Genomic DNA, 17,627 nt, shown 5'->3' on the forward strand with positions numbered 1-17,627 from the left:
GTCCCTCCATTTTTAAAATATCTTCTAGTCACTAGCGCTAAAATTGTTTAGAGCAATTGGGGTAACTATGCTGTGTACCAATAGCTATTGGGACCTTACAGCTTGGTAGTGTCTGTTGGCCGCAGGGAATCTCCCGGTTCTTAAATCACTTTGGCGATAAATTGGAAGGATCGTGATTAAGCGTATTTTTTTAACTATCGTATGTGCGCTCTTGTCATCCTTGGGGCTGGCAGCTGAAATTATTCCCGCCAAAAAAATAGCTCATTATTGGGTGGATGATAGTGCCGGGTTAAGCATATCTGGACTGAGTTTTTGCGATGGAAAAATGGTTACGGTGTCGGATAAGCAATCCAGGGAGATCTACCAGATAGTATTGGGAGATAGGAGTGCAACCTTGGAGCCTTATATCAAGCTGGCTGGGCTCCGGGTTCCGAAAAAAGATAGGCCTACTAATTTATGGTATTTTCTACTGGAACTTACTCGCCCAGCTGCAGCGATGGATTTTGAAGCCATCACCTGTGCCGATGATAAATTCTATTTGTTGAGTGAACGTTACAACCGCATAGCTGAAATAAATATGGAGGGAAAGGGGCATTGGTTAGAAAATATGTGGTCGGCCACGGCTAAAGCCCAAGGCTATATGCACGGGTACAATCTCTCCGGTGTAGGGCTGCAGAAGGTGGGCGATGACTTTTGGATGGCTATAGAGCGGGATCCCCGTGCCCTGGTAAAACTCGGCCCCAAGGGAAGTGTACAGATTTTTACACCGCCGCCAGTAAAAGGGCTGGATTTTCGTGATGAGTCGGAAAATATGGCAGGCCTCTATTACTATGATGGGGCTTTGTGGACCCTGGAACCTAATGCCTATGCAGTTTGCCGCAGGGAATTACCCAGCTTGAAAGCCGAGTGGTGTCTGGATTACTGGGAACATGAAAACTCCTCTGAACTCGGCTACGAGGTATCGCGGACCGGTGGAAAGGGAGATGGTTTGGCTATTGGAGAGCGGGGCGTTTTTATTGTGTTTGACAATGATAATATCAGCCGTATTCACGACCCACAGGATCGCAGAGCACTCTTATTACATCTGGCTCTACCAGATCAATCTGACTAAATACCAATAGAGACTTTCTATTATTGGGATTCGAATAGTCAGGTAGTGTTTAAAGGGGGATGTAATGATCAAGACAGTTTTCCTCGCAATTAATTTCATATTTTTAGCATCCGTGGGGATGGCTGCTGAGATTTTTTTGGCTAAAGATATTGCTGATTACTGGATAGATAATAGCTCGGGTGTAGGTCTATCTGGTTTGAGTTTTTGTGGCCAATTAATAACGATTTCTCCTAAAGAATCGGAAAAAATATATAGAATCAATTTACACGGTCAGAGTGCGACATTAGAAAAATACCTGAAAGTTAGCGGCCTGCCTCCGCCCAAAAGGGGAGTAGCCGATAATGTTTCTCACTTTGTTATGGATTTATTGCGGCCTAAAACCGCAATGCGTTTTGGTGGAATATGTTGTAGAGACGACGGTACATTTTTATTGAGTGAACGCCACAATCGAATAGCAGAAGTGGACACAGATGGGAGTTCACGCTGGATTAATAACAAGTGGTCATCAGCAATAGAACACCTGGGTTATTCGCTGAGATACAATAATGGCGGGGAGGGAATAGTTGAGGTTGGCGATGACTTGTGGGTAGCTTTAGAGCGGGAACCCAGGGGATTGTTAAAGGTGGGAAATAAAGGAGAGTTTCAAGTTTTCTTCTTGCCTTCTGTAGTGGGGCTGGATTTTGGAAACCACCCGGAGAATCTGAGAGGACTTGATTATCATGACGGCGCTCTTTTTACTCTTGAAAGCAACGCATATGCGGTATGTAGAAGAGCTCTGCCGAGCTTGCAAGCTGAATGGTGCTTGGTTTACCGTGAGATTGAAGAATCCCCGGAGCACGCCTATGAAGTGTCGCGGTTGGGGGGGATGGGGTCTGGAGTTGCTGTAAATAACCAGGGGGTATTTGTGGTTTTCAATAACAATAATATCAGTCGTGTCCGTGATCCCCAGGATCGCCGCGCGCGGTTGTTACATTTAGCTTTCCCCGACGGTAAACAATAGGGACATATAGTAGGTGGTAGTTGAGAAGTTACCGGCACTGCTGGAGGAAATACGGGCTTGTCGCCTCTGTGAAGAACAGCTTCCTCTAGGGCCGAATCCAGTCTTGAGGGCTGCAGCGTCTGCACGCTTACTGATCGTAGGCCAGGCCCCGGGCACCAGGGTCCACGCTACCAGTATCCCCTGGAATGATCCCTCAGGAGATCGCCTGAGAGATTGGCTGGCGATTGATCGGGACACCTTTTACGACGAATCCCAGATTGCCATTATTCCCATGGGCTTCTGTTACCCTGGGCGCGGCAAGGGCGGTGACCTGCCGCCGCGACCCGAGTGTGCCGCCACCTGGCATCAGCGCCTAATGGCACAATTACCCAACTTGCAACTGTCGCTGTTGGTGGGACAATACGCCCAGCGCCATTACCTCCCGCACTGGTATGGCAGTATTACCGAGAATGTTCGCCATTACCGCGATGCTCTGCCAGCGGGATACTTTCCCTTGCCGCATCCAAGCCCGCGCAACACCCTGTGGTTGCGTCGCAGGCCCTGGTTTGAGGAGGAAGTTGTGCCCGAGTTACAACACTATGTTAAAAAGATATTGAAGGTTTAAGAATGCCGGTTCCGGACAAAATAAAGATCCACCCCTCTTGGTACGATGTTTTGGGCGGGGAGTTTGACCAACCCTACATGGCCCAATTGCGTCAGTTTTTAAAGGGGGAGAAGGCTGCCGGTAAGAAGATCTACCCAGCCGGTGGCCAGATCTTTAATGCCTTTAACTCCACACCTTTTGATCAGGTAAAAGTCGTTATCCTGGGTCAGGACCCATACCATGGCGTTGGCCAAGCCCATGGCCTGTGCTTTTCTGTGATGCCCGGAGTACGCATTCCTCCATCGCTGCAAAATATTTATAAAGAGTTGCACTCCGATATGGGTATTCCCCCTGCACACCACGGTTGCCTGCAACCTTGGGCAGAGCAGGGCGTGCTTTTGCTAAATGCCACCCTTACTGTTGAGGACAGCAAGGCCGGCGCCCACCAAGGGCAGGGTTGGGAGCAATTTACGGATGCGGCGATTCACAAGCTAGCGGAACAGCGCGAAGGGTTAGTCTTTGTTCTTTGGGGGAGCTATGCCCAAAAGAAGGGAGGCTTTATCGACCGCAATAAGCATTTAGTGTTGCGTGCTCCACATCCTTCCCCTCTATCTGCGCACCGGGGGTTCTTTGGTACCCGTCCTTTTTCCCAGGCAAATCACTGGTTGCAACAGCGTGGAGAAAAGCCTATTGAATGGGCTTTGCCAGAGGCGGGTCAATTGAAGCGGATTGCTGTGGAGATTTAGTGGCTTGACCCGGATAGGTATTATCTATCCGGGTTTGTATTTATCCAGAGCGCCAAAAATTCTATTCCTGTTATCCTTCTCTTGGCTTCCAGATAAAAAATCCTTCTATTTTTTTTAGTGGTTATATGTGTCAACTCTCTGCTTCGGCAGTGTTTTGTGATGGGGGTCTTTAGAGACTTGAAAGCCAATCAGAGCTATTATCTATTTTTGGCTCTTTTGAAGTTATTTATCTGTCAGATAAAATATAACTTATGAAATCTAAGGTGATATTGCTATGAAAATGATGACTTGTAAGGAGTTGGGAGGTGCCTGCGATGTGGAGTTTCACGGGGATAGTTTTGAAGAGGTGGCGGAACTCAGTAAGATGCACGGAATCGAGATGTATCGTAAAAATGATGCCCAGCACTTACTGGCTATGAAGAAAATGCAGGAACTGATGAAAGATCCTGAATCGATGAAGAAGTGGTACGAGTCAAAAAAAAGAAGAGTTTTCAGCTCTCCCGGATTGTAAATAGAGAAGATTAGTATTTATAGGTAAAAATCATTTGAGCGTAAAAAATGGCGCTAAAATCGTGTTGGAATTGACTGTAGATATAAAGCTTGAGTAAATCAGAAAGTATTTCCAGTTGAGTGGTGATATATTAATTGCTCAATAATCTTCTCTGTTTTGGATTAGCGGCCCTTCACAGGGTGTTTATTTTTGGTTTCAACGGCCTTCCAAAGAGGTCGCATTAACAACCGGGCAAACGCAAAGCCGACAAAAAACAAGTTACAGATATAGGCTAAAAAATAAGGGCCAAACTCTCTTTCGAAAAATATGCCAGTAGCGTTGAGGGTGCTGACGATAACTACCGATGAAGCGATACTGAAAAGCCCATAGTAGGTAACTTTCATTACAATAGACACAAATTTGAAGTGTCTTTTTTTCCACAGATAGACAATAAAGCCTGTGGTGGCTATTCCCATCAAGGAGCTGCTTGTAGACCAAACATAGCCAGCATCAATACGGAAGTTCAAAAGCGCCAAAGAAAAGGCGGCGAGCAGTGCGCTGAATAGGCTGATATAGACAATCATGGCCAGAGACACCACATGGCCCCTAGAGATACTCTCTATTCTCCTTGATTGAAATGTGGCAACCATTGCCGCAAATCCTGCCAGCACTATGGATATTTCAATAATGACAAGCAATTGATCGATTTGTACCGACAGTTTTTCCATCTTCCGCTATTGTCCCAAGCAGAAAGGTTAAATAGGAAAGTTGATAACAGTATATGAGTGAAATGGAGAGCTGGTAAGTTGTTTCCCGTCTCACAATTAGCTTTATTTTAGCCCGCTTGCTATATGGTTAATAATTGTTGTTAGGTGTAGGTGTCCAATGGTTGGCGCCACATTTTTAGCTGAAAATCAGCCGGACGCCACCGTTTTCTCTTTGCCGGTTCGGCCTAGTTCATTTTCTCTAACAGCTACCCATAATGGGCGCATAAGCAGTCTTGAAAATGCATAACCGACGACAAATAGGTTGCAAACAAAGGATAAAAAATACGGCCCATACTCCCTGTTGAAAATGACCCCTAGCGCATTCATGATATTGATAATAACGACTGAGCCGGCAATTCCAAAAAGAAGGAAATAGGTAACCTTGGCAACAATTGAAACAGATTTGAGTCGCTTCTTTATCCATAGGTAGCCGATAGAAAACGACGTAGCCACACTCATGGCAAAACTGCTTACTGACCACAGGGTGCGATCAGCGAGATCAAAATTGGATAGAGTCAGGGTGAAGGCTGCCAGTAATGCGTTGATCAAACTGATATAAATAATCATTGCGAGGGATACAATTCTTCCTTTGCCAAGATTTCTGCCTTTTCTGGGTTGGAGTGTGCCAACTATTGCAGCAAAGCCTGCCAGAATAATGCAGCATTCAAGAACGACAATTAGTTGGTCTAACTCTTTCAATATTGCCTCCCTCTACTGCTTTATTTAGCTGAAATTTTGAAGCCCAGGGAAATATCCATAAATATAGTAGCGGTAGTAAGCTGCGTTTTGATTGGTGCAAACCTTTTTACTTTCCAGAGGTTTTTTCTGGTTGTTAAATCATAAACAAAAAAGGCGACTAAAAAGCCGCCTTTTTGATTAAAAGTACTTTTCCGGTTTAGGCTAGCGGATCGGCGTCTGCATCGTAGGGAAGTTCTCCGATATCCAAAGTGCGGCCATCTTTCAGGTGTAAGGTTTCACCTGCGGCCACTTTGGCGATGGTGAGTACGGCGAGTAGCTGAACGCCTTCTTTGCTATGGCAGGCTTCCACCAGATTGCCAATGCTTTGCTTTCCATCTCCAAATATCTCCATGCCCGATTCAGGGAGATCCCCCGAAGCGCAGCTTGCCCGGTAAAGGCGACGCTTGGCGGCGCCGCGGAATTGCATACGGGCAATTACTTCCTGGCCGGTATAGCAGCCTTTTTTAAAGCTCACGCCACCGAGCAGGTGCAGGTTGGTCATCTGCGGGATAAACATCTCTGTAGTGGCGACGTCCAGCTGGGGGATGCCGGCTTCAATTTGGCGCATTTGCCAACAGTCATAGCCGGTAGCTTCACACTCTGGTGATAGCTTTTGCCACAGTTGCTGGACCTTGCTGGTGGGTACCAGGATGGCTAGTTGCAGGTCGGTAATACATTGGGCAATGCAGCGCTCTCCTTCCAAGTCAAATAGCTTCACCTCGCCGACAGAGGGTTGCTCGAAGCCCAGCAGTTTGGAGGTGCGCTCTGCCACATCGCGCCCCTGCAGGCCTAACCAGTGGGTTTCATCACTGATGTCGTGCAGCTCTGTTTTGAAAAAGACGGCGTACTTGGCCAGCGCTTGCTGGGCGATGGGGGCCAAATCCTTTGGCAACCGGAAGATGAACTCACTTTGCGAAAGTTTCAGTGCACTAAAAGCACTGATCATACGCCCCTTAGGATTGCAGTGAGCTCCCAGGGTGCTGTGTTCATCGGGAAGGTTGATCAAGTCACAGGTGAGCTGCCCCTGTAAGAACTTCTGGCTGTCGGGTCCGGTAATGGAAATAGCTCCGATTGGGCCCAGGTCCAGCAGGTGCAAACTCTGAGGGTCTTCGCGACTAGTGAGAGGGAAGTGAGCTTTGCTGCCCTCCCAAATGGCGCCCTCGTTGCTGAGAAAATCCTGCCACTGTTGCTGATCCATAATCCTGCCACCTGCATTTGTATTCGGGGCATAATTTGGGGGTCCTTCGCGCCCTTTTCAAGTTTGGTGGGGCAGGGGGTATACTGCGCTTTTTATCTGGTTGGAAAGAAGTATGGATCGCAACCGCCTGTTTTGGGCCAGTCGCCGTGGCATGTTGGAATTGGATCTGGTTTTGCTGCCGTTTCTGGATAATGTTTACGAGACCCTGGAGCCAGAGGATCAGCAGCGCTATATCCGCCTGCTTGATGAGCAGGATCAGGATCTGTTCGCCTGGTTCTTGCGTCGAGAAGACCCGGCTGACCCGGACTTGAAGCGTATAGTGCAAATCATCCGTGACAACACCGGACTCCAGGAATAGCTCGACACCCCCGCTTTATGAGCGCAGCGCCCGCTTAAGTTGCGTCGTTGCGCCTTCCTTTCTTTTGCATTTGCTCCTTTTGCTGATCACCTTCCTGGCGATCTTACTGGTCTGGTTGTGTAACCTGCCTTTAGTGTTATCAGGGCTGGCGAGCCTTTTTGTTATGGTTTACGCCGGGATAGAGTGGCGCCGGGTGAAAACTGTGAGCGGCCATTTATCGACCCGTGAGCGAAGGTGGTTTTGGCACCCTGATGGCGCAGATCGTCGCGAATTCCAGTTTGTAAATGAGCTGGTGTTGTGGTCTTGGTTGGTGGTGATAAATGGTCGGGACAGGGCTGGGCGCCGGCTCCGTTTGGTGTTGGCCAAGGATATGCTGGCGCCGCAGGATTGGCGCAGGCTACAAGTGGCACTGCGCTATTCCCGCTAGTTAGCTGGGTTGCCGTGGCGGGCCCAGTTGGCTAAAAATTGGTCGGTTAAATAAATTGGCGTTGGCCGGCAAAGTTCTCTGGCACCAAAATCGTGTCCATAGCAAGTTCACGTAGTTGGGGGTAGTCGAGGGAGTAGTGCAGCCCCCGGCTCTCGCGGCGATCCAGGGCCGAACGAATAATCAATTCCGATACCAGGGAGAGATTGCGCAGTTCAACCAGGTCGCTGCTGATGCGGTAATTGGCGTAGAACTCGCGAATTTCTTTCTGCAGCAACGTTACTCGGTGTTGTGCGCGCAAGAGTCGCTTGCGGGTGCGCACAATGCCTACGTAGTCCCACATAAACCGGCGCAGCTCATCCCAGTTATGGGAAATCACTACATCTTCATCGGAATCGGTGACTCGCGATGCATCCCAGTCTGGAGATGGGCGGGGCGCCTGTACCATACCCAGGTGCTCATCGATATGCAGGGCTGCTGAGCGAGCGTAAACCAGACACTCTAACAGCGAGTTGCTGGCAAGGCGGTTGGCGCCGTGTAAGCCGGTAAATGTCGTTTCGCCAATGGCGTAGAGCTGGTCCAGATCTGTGCGCCCATGGCGATCGACCATAATGCCTCCACAGGTATAGTGAGCTGCAGGCACCACTGGAATAGGCTCTCGGGTGATATCAATGCCATATCGAAGGCAATTGTTATAAACCGTTGGGAAGTGATCGCGGACAAACTGTGGATCTTTGTGGGAAATGTCCAGATAGAGGCAATCTGCCCCCAGCCGTTTCATCTCGTGGTCGATAGCGCGGGCGACGATATCCCGTGGCGCCAACTCTCCTCGCTTGTCGAAGCGGTCCATAAACCGGCTGCCGTCGGGAAGCTTGAGTACAGCGCCTTCACCGCGCAAAGCCTCTGTCACCAGCAGGGCTTTGGCCTTGGGATGGTAAAGGCAAGTGGGGTGAAATTGATTGAACTCCATATTGGCCACGCGGCACCCGGCGCGCCAAGCCATTGCGATTCCATCGCCGCTGGCACCGTCCGGGTTACTGGTATAAAGGTAGGCCTTGCTGGCCCCCCCGGTGGCCAGGACGACGGCTTTAGCCTGGATCAGCTCGACCTCATCGTTGCTCTTGTTGAGTACATAGGCGCCGGCACAGCGAAATCGGCCTTTATCTGGATCCGGCTGGCGGATTAGATCGATGGCAACGTGGTGTTCGAAACAGTCGATATTGGGGCTGTTTAGCACCTTGGTGATCAGGGTGCTGTGTACCGCTTGGCCGGTGGCATCGGCGCTATGAATAATGCGCCTGTGACTGTGCCCCCCCTCTTTGGTGAGGTGGTAACCCTGTTCCTCGCGGGTGAAGTCCACACCCTGATCGATTAACCAGCTGATCGCGGCAGTGCTCTCCTCTACGGTAAAGCGCACTGAAGCGGGGTGGCAGAGTCCTGCACCCGCGTCTAATGTGTCTGCAATATGCGACTCAACCGAATCCATCTCATCCAGCACTGCAGCGATGCCTCCCTGGGCGAACCAGGTGGAGCCATCTTGCAATCTCTGTTTGGAGAGCAGGGCCACGCGATACTGGGAGGCGAGATGCAGGGCCAGTGTAAGGCCTGCTGCACCGCTTCCAATTACGAGAACGTCGTAGTTTGCCTGGGCATTCATAGATTTCAATTATGTTTAAGGGTCGCGTAGTATAGCGCCTCCTGATTATTCGTCGATTTGACGTGGAACTTATGTCCTATTGTCATTGTCATCAACACAGTAAAAGAAACGCCTGCGCCGGTGGCCCCGCAGTCAAATTTTGTGGCGCCCGCAGTGTGGCTGGATATGGGAGTTGGGGATGACAGCGCATCAGGCGTCAACGAGTGACCGTGAGCTGGTAGAACGGGTACAAAAAGGGGACAAACGCGCTTTTGACCTTCTTGTACTCAAGTACCAGCACAAAATTGTTGCTGTAGTGAGTCGGTTCATTAAGGACCACAGTGAAGTACAGGATGTAACCCAAGAAGCTTTTATTAAGGCTTATCGTGCTCTTGCCAATTTTCGCGGCGAGAGTGCTTTTTACACCTGGATGTATCGGATTGCGATTAATACCGCCAAGAATCACCTGGTTTCCCGCAGTCGTCGGCCGCCATCTTCCGATGTTGAACTGGAAGATGCTGAGTTTTACTCGGGTGCTGACCTGCTGCGTGACAACGAGACACCTGAAAGTCAGATGTTTCGCGACCAGCTGGAAGCGGCGGTGCATCGCGCTATTCGCGCACTGCCAGAGGATCTGCGCTCAGCGGTAACGCTGAGAGAGCTTGAGGGACTGAGCTACGAGGAAATCGCCGAGGTTATGGGATGCCCGGTGGGAACTGTGCGCTCTAGAATATTTCGCGCACGGGAGGCGATAGACCGGACAGTCCAGGCCGTGATGGCCGGCGAGCCGGAAACACTGGGTGACAGGGGTTAAAATTGCGGAAAATTTTCCCAGTCGGGGAAACCAACCGCTCAGACTCCGGTCATAACATGTAACCAAATATGGTGCTTGTGGGCACCGAATAAATGATTGCACAAGAGGGTTAACCCCTATGTCCCACGGGAATCATCAGGAACGTCTTAACGAGTCGCTCTCGGCGCTCATGGATGGCGAAGTCAGCGAACTGGAGCTGCAACGGCTTCTGAAGGCCAGCGCGGCCTCTGAAGAGTTCGGTGAGCGCTGGTCGCGTTACCAACTTGCGGCGAGTGTTATGCGCCGCGAACAGGTCGCGCCGGTCGACATCGGCCTTGCAGCGAGTATTTCTGCCGCCATCGATGAGGAAGAGCCTCTGTCGCAAAACGGCAATGGGGGATCTGCGGTTGCTGGCAATTTGGTCAACAATCGCTGGTGGCGTCCGCTGTCCCGTGGTGCTGTTGCTGCGACGGTGGCTTTTGCTGCCATTTTGGGTGTGCAGCAAATGACAGATTCTCCGCAGAACACCATCCAGGGGGGGAGCCAGCCAGTAGCATCGGTTGAGCGTGAAGCCCAACCAGTGGTTCAGTCTGCTCCGCAGCCTTCCGGTTTTTATGTGCCCGCTCCCTCTACGCGCTCTGTGAGCACTGCGGCTCCCCGCTTTGTACCCGAGCAGCGCACAGGTGTTGTGGGGCAGGCTGTAATACAGCAGGCACCAACCCCCGAGTTGATGCGCCACCTGAATCGCGTAATGATTCAGCACTCAGAACAAGCCGCTCATGTGGGCAGTCAGGGCATGGTGCCTTTTGCTCGCGCCACTTACGGCGAACAAGTTGGAATGTAGTGTGACGAAAGTCGAAACCAGGGGGCGCCGAATCCTCAGTGGGATTCTCAAGGCCAACGGTCTACTGTTGGCCTCCTCGTTATTGGCACCCATGTCATTTGCCCAGGTTGACGCTGGCGTAGAGCCCAGTGCCCCCACCACTATCAATCTCGATATGAGTACTGCTCCCGCAGCAGCCCCGGCTGTTGTGGAAGTTGCTATGACGGACGGGGGCTCGGGAGAGGTGGAAAGTCCCGCTGCGGTACCGGCCGTTCCAGCAACTGCAACTCCAGAAAGTGCTGTTGGCGGCGTGCCGGCGCAAGAGACGGTGACATCTGGCGTAGTTAACCTCAACCCTGCAGCGCAGAGCGGCATGGTAAGCCCGGGTGTGGTGAGTAATAACGAGGTTGAGCATTGGCTAGCCAAGTTGGCAAAGGCAGTAACTGAACTTGAATACAGTGGTCTGGTGACCTTTGAGCATGCGGGCCTCCTGGAGACTTTGCAGGTTGTTCACGCGGTTCGAGAAGGTGAGCAGGTAGAGCGCGTGCGCTACCTCAGTGGTGAGCCTAGAGAGTTGATCAGCCACGGCAGTGCCGGAAATTGCGATGTCAGTGCTTCGCCAAGAAATCGTGCTACAGCATGGAGCTCGGCGGGCCAACAACAGGCTCAGCGCGCCTACCAATTTATCTTGCGGGGTGAGGAGCGAATCGCGGATCGCGATGCTGTTGTGATTGAGGCGCGACCGAGGGATCGCTATCGCCTGGGCTTGGTAGTGAGTCTCGATAAACAGACTGGGCTGCCGTTGAAGACCATGCTGGTTAGCACTCAGGGCCGCGTACTGGAGCGTTACCAGTTTGTACAACTGGATCTCTCCCCTGTAGAGGATGCCGCACTACAGGCGGTCTCCAATAATGCCCGGCGCATCGATAATCGGAATGAGTGTACGGCTTCACAGAGCCGCTGGCAGGTGGGCTGGTTGCCCGACGGTTTCCGGGTAGTGTCCGTCAAGCCCTTATCTGATGGCGATATGATGGTGTTTAGCGACGGGCTGGGAGTGTTTTCTGTATTTGTCCAGCGCCTCGGTCCAGAACTTGAGGGCTTTAAAGGTCGCGCAATTCGCGGAGCCACAACAGCCTATATGGACCGTCTGGAAATTGAAGGCGTTGCTTACACTGTAACAGTGGTGGGTGAAATCCCCGAAACTACAGCGCGCCGTGTCGCCAGCTCAATTACCGCAAAGAGCTAAGTGAGTATATAGGTGCTTCAAGAGCGTGGCCGGGTGGTGGCCATAGAGGCCGATGCTATCTGGGTGGAGACCACCCAGAGTAGCGCCTGTAATGGCTGTTCTACCAAGTCCAGCTGTGGGACCGGATTGCTGGGCGATCTGTTTTCTTCTTCGACCCGCGTTAAAGTAGCTCTCAACGGTTTTTCCGTAGATAAAATCCACCTCGATGATGTGGCGGTAATTGGTATTACCGAGAATGCCCTGACCAGTAGTGCCTTGCTGGTTTACCTCGTCCCCTTGATGTCCCTGGTGCTAGTTGCACTGATTGGGGATTCGCTCTTCGCTGAACCCGGCGCTGTAATCGGGGCCTTGATCGGTCTGGTCTTAGGTGCTTTGGGAGTTCGCTGGTACAGTAGGTCCCAGTCGCAAAACCCCACCTACACCCCTGTACTTCTGCAGATTGAGCCCTCCCAAATGAAATAGTCCGTCGCCTCCGCCTTCGCCAGCTAGCCCTCGTCTCCCTGACCTAAACTGAGAGTTCCTTTTATTGCCTGGAGGCTCTGCCAATGAGGGCTCGCTGTTTTGATGAGCGCTGGCCTCTACGTACTGCATTTGTCATCTCTCGTGGCGCGCGCACTGAGGCTCAGGTTGTGGTGGTGGAGCTTAGTGATGGTGAAGTCTCTGGCGTCGGTGAGTGCACGCCTTATGCTCGCTATGGAGAAAGTGCTGCCTCTGTTTTGCACCAGCTGCAGCCGATGCTCAAAGAGGTGAGCGATGGGTTGACCCGAGAGCAATTACAGCTGCGTATGCCTGCCGGAGCGGCGCGAAATGCATTGGATTGTGCGCTGGCAGACTGGGAGGCTAGAAAAGCGGGGCGTCTATATCCGGCTCCGGATTTTCTCCCTACCGTACAGACATTAGTTGTTGATAGTCCCGAGGCAATGGCAAGTGCTGCGAAAATTGCTGTGACTGCGGGAGCTGATGTTCTCAAGTTGAAACTTGATGACCAACATGTGCAAGAAAGGGTGTCGGCAGTACGCTCAGCAGCACCGGATGCCAGGTTGGTGATTGATGCCAATGAGGCATGGCGAAAAGAGACCTTGTTGCAGAGATGTCATGATTTAAGCAAGTTGGGGGTGGCGATGCTTGAGCAGCCACTTCCAGCGAGTGAAGATGAATTTTTGGAGAGCTTTGAACACCCGCTGACGATTTGTGCGGACGAGAGTTGCCATACTCGGGAGGATCTGCCGAAGTTGCTTAAACGCTATGAGATGGTCAATATCAAGTTGGACAAAACTGGCGGGATTACCGAGGCCCTGGCACTGGCAGATGAAGCGACTGATCTCGGCCTGGAAATTATGCTGGGATGTATGCTGTGTACCTCTCGGGCTATCCGCGCAGCCTGGCCCTTGGGAAGTCGAGCTAGCTTTCTGGACCTGGATGGGCCCACCTGGCTGGCCAGCGATGTGGAGCCCCCTCTGCGTTTCAAGGCGGGTAGAGTTTATTGGTCGTAAGTCAGCAGATCGATTAGCGCTTGCAGATAGTCTTCACTTGCCGCATCAGCTGATATTGGGGGGAATTCAAGGGTAATACAGGGCAGTGTTTGCTCGGCACACCAGGTGCCGAATGATCCTGGGGTCTGGTAACCCACATCCCCAACCAGAGGCAGCTTGAAATCACTGGCAAGCTGCATGCCCAGAGGGCTGTTGCTGGGGTCCTCGACACAGGCAAGGGGCTCGTGAATGGAAACGGTCCAGGTCGGTCCCAGCTTTGCAAGCAGCTGGCAAAGTGCAGAGGTCTCGGGTTCAGAGGCGGCGCTATCACCTGTACTTAACCTAACATCGCGTTTTTCCGCAGCACTGTTCCACCGGTAGACATTGCCACTGCCATCCCAATTTGCAGTGGCAAAGTTGCGGTTGAGATCTACGCCGCGCGCGTTGGCCCTGGTGCCCAGCTGGCAGCCATCCGGATTGACAGCGAGGATTACGTGATGTCTCAATGAATTGGTGGCGAGGGCTCGCAACGCGCAGGATAGAGCGACGACTGCGGCGACTTCATCTCCGTGGGTGCCGGCCATTATGAGGCCGTGGTGGGTGCCGGTTTGCGCGGGAAAATAGAGTAGGGGGGCGCCCAAAACACTTTGGCCGTAGAGCTCGGTGGGCAGGTGAAACTGACCGCGTTCTGGGCGCGGGCGCATTTCGGACATCGTTAACTCTTTACACAGTTTTACAGTCTGTTGTAGAACTTTGGTGACTAGATCGCCACTAAGTCGTTACTGAGAGTCCCTAAGGGGCTGGACAAGCCAAGGCTCGCCCTTGAAAGGACTCGAAAATCCAATGGTTTCATATTAGAAGGGATCACTAGGGGTAACAAACCTATGGTTAAACGTTGTACACAATATCTACTGGTTCTTTGTCTGTTGGTTTCCGGGGCTGCCAGTGCCCGCGGACTGCCCGAACTTACGGAGTTGATCGAAGATAACTCTCCGGCAGTCGTCAAAATCAACACGGTTGATCGCAACCGCACTAGTCGCAGTAGCCAGCCGCAGCTTCAACAGGAAATTCCCGATATCTTCCGCCACCTTTTCGAGCCGCGCCAGCGCCAGCAGCGCCCGGTAGCGAGTATGGGGTCCGGCTTTATCATCTCTGAAGACGGTTATATCGTAACCAATAATCACGTGGTCGATGGTGCGGACCAGGTAACCGTTACATTGACTGATCGTCGCGAATACGAGGCGCAGGTTATCGGCAAGGATGTGCGCTCCGACCTGGCCCTGTTAAAGATCGACGCGGAAGACCTGTCGTCAGTACGCTGGGGGGATTCCGAAGAACTACAGGTGGGAGAATGGGTTGTCGCTATTGGCTCTCCCTTCGGCTTGGACTACTCCGCAAGCGCCGGGATCGTAAGTGCGATGGGGCGCAGTATCCCCAATGAGAGCCGCGAGAATTACGTTCCTTTTATCCAGACAGATGTTGCAATTAACCCCGGAAATTCCGGAGGCCCGCTTTTTAACCTGGATGGCGAAGTAGTGGGTATCAACTCTCAGATCTATACCCGCAGTGGCGGATCTATCGGGCTCTCCTTCGCTATTCCCGCAAGCCTTGCCCAGGATGTGGTTGCCCAGTTAAAAGAAAAAGGGCGGGTGGATCGCGGGTGGCTCGGAGTGGGAATCAGTAATGTCGACCGCAATATGGCGGAAGCCATGGGTCTTGGTAAGCCTGCCGGCGCCCTGATCGATCAGGTAAGCCCTGGGTCGCCCGCAGCTCAAGCGGGAATTATGCCCGGTGATATCATTTTGCGATTCCATGGTCAGAAGATAGGGGTTTTTGGCGACCTGCCTCACGTTGTAGGGCAGATTCGACCGGGTACACAGGCCCAGGTGGAGTTGATCCGCAATCGTAAACCCGAGCGTCTGAGTGTTACTGTCGGCACCCTACCAGGTTCTGAAGATGAAGCGAGGCAAGTGGCAGCCAATCCCAGCTCTGGAGTGGGTGGGCGCCTGGGAGTCGTGGTTGAGGAAATTCCCGATATCCTGAAGCAGCGCTGGAATGTGGAAACTGGGGTGCTGGTGAAACAAGTGATTCCAGGCAAGCCTGGTGCCAAAGCAGGTTTGCGCAGTGGCGATATCATCGCGCAACTTGGTTTTGAAGAAGTTGGCGACATTAGTGACTACAAAACTGTCGTCAAGGATCTGCCGGAGGATGAGCTATTGCCGATTCGCTTCTTCCGCGCCGGGCAGTCCACTTTCCGTACAATTAAGATCGAAAGCTAGCCGCTTTCCAGCGATTGGTGGCCCATTGGGCCACCTAGCTCTCACCTCTGTCCATGAGTTCTGTTAGACTTGCGCCACACAGTTGGCACTATAGCCAGCTAATCATTTGATTTTGCAAGGGTTTTTATTCCGCAGTGGCCACAGATCTCTCTCATATCCGCAATTTCTCCATTATTGCCCATATCGACCACGGGAAATCTACCCTGGCTGACCGCTTTATCCAGGACTGTGGTGGCCTCTCCGATCGGGAGATGGCTGAACAGGTGCTGGACAGCATGGAGCTCGAGCGCGAGCGTGGGATTACCATCAAGGCGCAGAGTGTGACGCTCGACTATGAAGCGCGCGATGGTAAGACCTATCAGCTGAACTTTATTGATACCCCCGGACACGTGGATTTCTCCTATGAGGTGTCCCGTTCTCTGGCAGCTTGTGAAGGCGCGCTACTGGTGGTAGATGCCGCCCAGGGCGTTGAGGCCCAGTCGGTTGCCAACTGCTATACAGCCATTGAACAGGGGTTGGAAGTTATCCCTGTCTTGAACAAGATGGACTTGCCCCAGGCAGACCCTGAAAAGGTTGCCGAAGAAATTGAAGATATTATCGGTATCGATGCCGCCGAAGCGACTCGTTGCAGTGCTAAGTCTGGCCTCGGTGTTGAGGATGTACTGGAAGATCTGGTGCGTTCGGTACCACCGCCGGAAGGCGATGTCGATGCTCCTCTACAGGCGCTGATTATCGACTCATGGTTTGACAGCTACCTGGGCGTTGTTTCCTTGGTGCGTGTTGTCCAGGGCACCCTGAAAACCAAAGAAAAGATTGTCACCAAATCTATCGGTCGTGCCCATGTTGTGGACAGCGTGGGAATCTTTACACCCAAGCGCCACGAAACCGGTGTACTTCGCGCAGGTGAAGTGGGCTTTGTGGTGGCAGGGATCAAGGATATTCATGGCGCTCCTGTGGGCGATACACTGACCCATGCTAAGGGCGCCGATGATATTGATATGCTGCCGGGCTTCCAGAAGGTTAAGCCCCAGGTTTATGCAGGCTTGTTCCCGGTTAGTTCAGATGATTATGAGGCTTTCCGGGATGCGCTGGAGAAGCTGTCGCTGAACGATGCCTCCCTGTTCTACGAGCCAGAAACATCTGATGCCCTGGGCTTTGGATTCCGTTGTGGCTTCCTCGGCATGCTGCATATGGAAATTATCCAGGAGCGCCTGGAGCGGGAATACGACCTGGATCTGATTACCACAGCGCCGACCGTGGTTTATGAAGTTGAACAGTCAGACGGTGAGATAGTGATGGTAGATAATCCATCGCGCTTACCCGATGTAGGCTCCATCGAAGAGATGAGGGAGCCGATTGCCGAGGTGAATATTCTTGTACCTCAGGAGTATCTGGGCAACGTCATCACTTTGTGTGTGGAAAAACGCGGTATTCAAAAGGACATGCAGTACGTAGGTTCACAAGTGTCCCTGCGCTATGAACTGCCGATGAGCGAAGTGGTTATGGACTTCTTCGACCGTCTCAAATCCGTAAGCCGCGGCTTTGCCTCTTTGGATTACAGCTTTGTCCGCTTTGAAGCTGCCAAGTTGGTGCGACTGGATATCCTGATTAATGGTGACCGGGTGGATGCTCTGGCGCTGATTGTCCACCGCGATAATGCGCAGCAGAAAGGCCGCGCAATGGCGGAAAAGATGAAAGAGCTGATTCCCCGTCAGATGTTTGATGTGGCGATCCAGGCGGCTATTGGTGGTCAGGTAGTTTCGAGAACCACGGTGAAGGCGCTGCGCAAAAACGTGACGGCCAAATGTTACGGTGGTGATGTTACTCGTAAGAAGAAACTGCTGGAGAAGCAGAAAGCGGGTAAGCGCAGAATGAAGCAGTTGGGCCGTGTTGAAGTGCCGCAGGAGGCATTCCTGGCGGTACTGAAGGTGGATCAGTAGGGCTTCGGCCCTACGCCACGACG

General features: G+C 52.1%; 19 protein-coding genes. 14 read left to right on the top strand and 5 right to left on the bottom strand.

Annotated features, from left to right (window positions below):
* Nucleotides 1-172: 172 nt before the first annotated feature.
* The 5 genes from ACJJIS_RS05780 (at nucleotide 173) to ACJJIS_RS05800 (ending at nucleotide 3,951) form a co-directional block, all read left to right on the top strand.
* Nucleotides 173-1,111: a hypothetical protein gene (locus ACJJIS_RS05780; protein WP_444898016.1), complete on the top strand. Its 939-nt coding sequence runs from the start codon at nucleotides 173-175 to the stop codon at nucleotides 1,109-1,111.
* Nucleotides 1,112-1,175: 64 nt separating this feature from the next.
* Nucleotides 1,176-2,111, top strand: coding sequence for an SdiA-regulated/phytase-like domain-containing protein (locus ACJJIS_RS05785; RefSeq protein ID WP_475709678.1), 936 nt, complete (start codon nucleotides 1,176-1,178; stop codon nucleotides 2,109-2,111).
* Nucleotides 2,112-2,124: 13 nt separating this feature from the next.
* The gene (locus ACJJIS_RS05790; RefSeq protein ID WP_475709679.1) at nucleotides 2,125-2,715 is read left to right on the top strand and encodes a uracil-DNA glycosylase family protein; all 591 of its coding nucleotides are present in this window, start codon (nucleotides 2,125-2,127) and stop codon (nucleotides 2,713-2,715) included.
* A 2-nt stretch (nucleotides 2,716-2,717) separates the two neighbouring features.
* Nucleotides 2,718-3,440, top strand: a complete 723-nt coding sequence (ung, locus tag ACJJIS_RS05795; protein WP_282931947.1) for a uracil-DNA glycosylase — start codon at nucleotides 2,718-2,720, stop codon at nucleotides 3,438-3,440.
* 274 nt (nucleotides 3,441-3,714) lie between these two features.
* The gene (locus tag ACJJIS_RS05800; protein WP_475709680.1) at nucleotides 3,715-3,951 is read left to right on the top strand and encodes a DUF1059 domain-containing protein; all 237 of its coding nucleotides are present in this window, start codon (nucleotides 3,715-3,717) and stop codon (nucleotides 3,949-3,951) included.
* A 161-nt stretch (nucleotides 3,952-4,112) separates the two neighbouring features.
* Here ACJJIS_RS05800 and ACJJIS_RS05805 read toward each other — a convergent pair whose 3' ends face one another.
* The 3 genes from ACJJIS_RS05805 to ygfZ form a co-directional block, all read right to left on the bottom strand.
* Nucleotides 4,113-4,658 carry a hypothetical protein gene (locus ACJJIS_RS05805; protein WP_475709681.1) on the bottom strand — a complete coding sequence of 182 codons (546 nt, stop codon included), beginning with the start codon at nucleotides 4,656-4,658 and terminating at the stop codon, nucleotides 4,113-4,115.
* 186 nt (nucleotides 4,659-4,844) lie between these two features.
* Nucleotides 4,845-5,396 carry a hypothetical protein gene (locus ACJJIS_RS05810; protein ID WP_475709682.1) on the bottom strand — a complete coding sequence of 184 codons (552 nt, stop codon included), beginning with the start codon at nucleotides 5,394-5,396 and terminating at the stop codon, nucleotides 4,845-4,847.
* A gap of 196 nt (nucleotides 5,397-5,592) precedes the next feature.
* Nucleotides 5,593-6,633 (bottom strand): CAF17-like 4Fe-4S cluster assembly/insertion protein YgfZ, encoded by a 1,041-nt coding sequence (gene ygfZ, locus ACJJIS_RS05815; RefSeq protein WP_475709683.1) that lies wholly within the window; start codon nucleotides 6,631-6,633, stop codon nucleotides 5,593-5,595.
* 112 nt (nucleotides 6,634-6,745) lie between these two features.
* Here ygfZ and ACJJIS_RS05820 point away from each other — a divergent pair, with 112 nt between their 5' ends.
* Nucleotides 6,746-6,991 carry an FAD assembly factor SdhE gene (locus tag ACJJIS_RS05820; protein WP_282931952.1) on the top strand — a complete coding sequence of 82 codons (246 nt, stop codon included), beginning with the start codon at nucleotides 6,746-6,748 and terminating at the stop codon, nucleotides 6,989-6,991.
* Nucleotides 6,966-7,418: a protein YgfX gene (locus ACJJIS_RS05825; protein WP_413662754.1), complete on the top strand. Its 453-nt coding sequence runs from the start codon at nucleotides 6,966-6,968 to the stop codon at nucleotides 7,416-7,418. The genes ACJJIS_RS05820 and ACJJIS_RS05825 overlap by 26 nt, the downstream gene beginning before the upstream one ends.
* A 46-nt stretch (nucleotides 7,419-7,464) precedes the next feature.
* On the opposite strand, the gene nadB is transcribed toward ACJJIS_RS05825, so the two are convergent.
* Nucleotides 7,465-9,072, bottom strand: coding sequence for an L-aspartate oxidase (nadB, locus tag ACJJIS_RS05830; protein ID WP_413662753.1), 1,608 nt, complete (start codon nucleotides 9,070-9,072; stop codon nucleotides 7,465-7,467).
* A 178-nt stretch (nucleotides 9,073-9,250) separates the two neighbouring features.
* Here nadB and rpoE point away from each other — a divergent pair, with 178 nt between their 5' ends.
* The 5 genes from rpoE to ycjG all read left to right on the top strand — a co-directional run bounded on the left by rpoE (nucleotide 9,251) and on the right by ycjG (nucleotide 13,406).
* Nucleotides 9,251-9,865, top strand: coding sequence for an RNA polymerase sigma factor RpoE (gene rpoE / locus ACJJIS_RS05835; RefSeq protein WP_282931954.1), 615 nt, complete (start codon nucleotides 9,251-9,253; stop codon nucleotides 9,863-9,865).
* A gap of 118 nt (nucleotides 9,866-9,983) precedes the next feature.
* Nucleotides 9,984-10,688: a sigma-E factor negative regulatory protein gene (locus ACJJIS_RS05840; protein ID WP_475709684.1), complete on the top strand. Its 705-nt coding sequence runs from the start codon at nucleotides 9,984-9,986 to the stop codon at nucleotides 10,686-10,688.
* A gap of 1 nt (nucleotide 10,689) precedes the next feature.
* On the top strand, nucleotides 10,690-11,913 hold the full coding sequence (locus ACJJIS_RS05845) for a MucB/RseB family sigma factor regulatory protein (RefSeq protein ID WP_475709685.1): 1,224 nt from the start codon (nucleotides 10,690-10,692) through the stop codon (nucleotides 11,911-11,913).
* A gap of 12 nt (nucleotides 11,914-11,925) precedes the next feature.
* A complete protein-coding gene (locus ACJJIS_RS05850) occupies nucleotides 11,926-12,375 on the top strand; it encodes a SoxR reducing system RseC family protein (RefSeq protein ID WP_475709687.1) in 450 nt (149 codons plus the stop codon).
* Nucleotides 12,376-12,458: 83 nt separating this feature from the next.
* Nucleotides 12,459-13,406 (top strand): L-Ala-D/L-Glu epimerase, encoded by a 948-nt coding sequence (gene ycjG / locus ACJJIS_RS05855; protein WP_475709688.1) that lies wholly within the window; start codon nucleotides 12,459-12,461, stop codon nucleotides 13,404-13,406.
* Here the strand turns inward: ycjG and mpaA are convergent.
* Nucleotides 13,394-14,098, bottom strand: a complete 705-nt coding sequence (gene mpaA / locus ACJJIS_RS05860) for a murein tripeptide amidase MpaA (RefSeq protein ID WP_444911208.1) — start codon at nucleotides 14,096-14,098, stop codon at nucleotides 13,394-13,396. The two genes, ycjG and mpaA, sit on opposite strands and share 13 nt — an antisense overlap.
* A gap of 171 nt (nucleotides 14,099-14,269) precedes the next feature.
* On the opposite strand from mpaA, the gene ACJJIS_RS05865 reads away from it, so the two are divergent.
* Nucleotides 14,270-15,664, top strand: a complete 1,395-nt coding sequence (locus tag ACJJIS_RS05865) for a Do family serine endopeptidase (RefSeq protein ID WP_413662747.1) — start codon at nucleotides 14,270-14,272, stop codon at nucleotides 15,662-15,664.
* Between the two features lie 134 nt (nucleotides 15,665-15,798).
* Nucleotides 15,799-17,604 carry a translation elongation factor 4 gene (lepA, locus tag ACJJIS_RS05870; protein ID WP_475709689.1) on the top strand — a complete coding sequence of 602 codons (1,806 nt, stop codon included), beginning with the start codon at nucleotides 15,799-15,801 and terminating at the stop codon, nucleotides 17,602-17,604.
* Nucleotides 17,605-17,627: the final 23 nt, after the last annotated feature.

The organism is Microbulbifer maximicatervae (SeqCode) (genome assembly GCF_056231245.1).